This window comes from Asticcacaulis biprosthecium C19 (genome assembly GCF_000204015.1).
Classification (GTDB): Bacteria; Pseudomonadota; Alphaproteobacteria; order Caulobacterales; family Caulobacteraceae; genus Asticcacaulis; species Asticcacaulis biprosthecius.
The window spans coordinates 89,251-90,612 of record NZ_GL883078.1; the positions used below are offsets into that span (position 1 = coordinate 89,251).

Sequence of the window (1,362 nt, forward strand, 5' to 3'; positions counted from 1 at the left end):
CCGCACGCAGGGGAGGATAACTTGCTCAATCGGAATCTCGCGGAGGCAACCCAGCCTTTTCCCGCGCCCTTGCAATAATGTCCGCGGCCCCAGTCCATTCGACGTAACCACTCGCATGGCCATCGGCGATCATCTGGCGCAATTCCGCCAGTCTCAGCTCACGTTCCGTCCGCTTGCTTTTCCAGTCACGCAGCGCATCGCGCACGACTTCGCTTGAAGACGCAAACTCTCCGCTATCCACGGCTTCGCGCACCATCGCCGCCATATCCTGGGTCAGGGCGATGCTGATCTTTTCGACTTTAGGTCTGGCTGTATCTGGCATGCCAACAAAGTAGCAATTTTTACCACCAGTCGCAAATCACAACACCGAACAGTTCGTCAATTGGCTGAAATGCTCCAGCGCATAGGCCCCGACCACCGACGTGCCGAACCGGTCCAGCTCCGGCGACCATACCGCCACAGCCGCCTGGCCCGGCACAATGGCGACAATCCCGCCCCCGACACCGCTCTTGGCCGGCAAACCCACCCGATAGGCGAACGACCCCACCGAGTCATAGATCCCGCAGGTCAGCAGCAGCGCATTCAACCGCCGCGCCAGCCGCTGTGGAAACACCGTCTCTTCCACCACCGGCGAGAACCCTCCGGCCGCCAAAGGCAAGGCCGCCCGCGCCAGTTGTCGGCACGTCAGCGTAATCGCGCACTGCCGGCAATAGGCGTCAATCACCGTTTCCGGATCGTGCTGGATGGTGCCGAATTCGCGCATCAAATTAGCGATGGCGCGGTTCTTATGCGCCGTCGCGATCTCACCGCCGGCCACTTCGTCATCGATCGTCAAAGGCTCCGTCGCCAGCATGCCCATGAAATCGCGCACCAGCTTCGCCGGTTCCGCCACCACGTCCAGAAGAATATCCGTCACCGCCAAAGCACCCGGATTGATGAACGGATTGCGCGGCACGCCCTGCTCGTGTTCCAACTGCGACAGATAGTTGAACGGCGTACCCGAAGGCTCCTTGCCGACGCGGGTCCACACCTCGTCGCCAATCCGGTTCAGCGCCAACCCCAGCGAAAACAGCTTGGTGATGCTTTGGGCGGAAAACGGCTCATCGGCGTCGCCGGTCACATATTCCTCGCCGCGCACGGTCACGACCGCCATGCCGAACTTGCGCGGATCGACCGCCGCCAGTTGCGGGATATAGTGGGCAGGCTTGCCCTTGCCGAAATGCGGCCGGACCAGGACGCTGATTTCGCCGAGCACATCGGCCAGGGAGATCGACTGTTTCATAGCCTCGTCAAACCCGGAACGTTACTCCAAGCGCGACACCTCATCGCGCTTGGCAAGGGCGACTGCCCGCCCGAGCTTTC

Annotated in this window: 2 protein-coding genes; both read right to left on the reverse strand. The window is 61.7% G+C overall.

Annotated elements, in window-relative coordinates:
* Positions 1-25: 25 nt before the first annotated feature.
* Positions 26-322, reverse strand: coding sequence for a type II toxin-antitoxin system ParD family antitoxin (locus ABI_RS11090; protein ID WP_006273060.1), 297 nt, complete (start codon positions 320-322; stop codon positions 26-28).
* Between the two features lie 36 nt (positions 323-358).
* Entirely contained in the window at positions 359-1,282 is a 924-nt protein-coding gene (locus ABI_RS11095; protein WP_006273061.1) for a glutaminase, read from the reverse strand.
* Positions 1,283-1,362 lie beyond the last annotated feature (80 nt).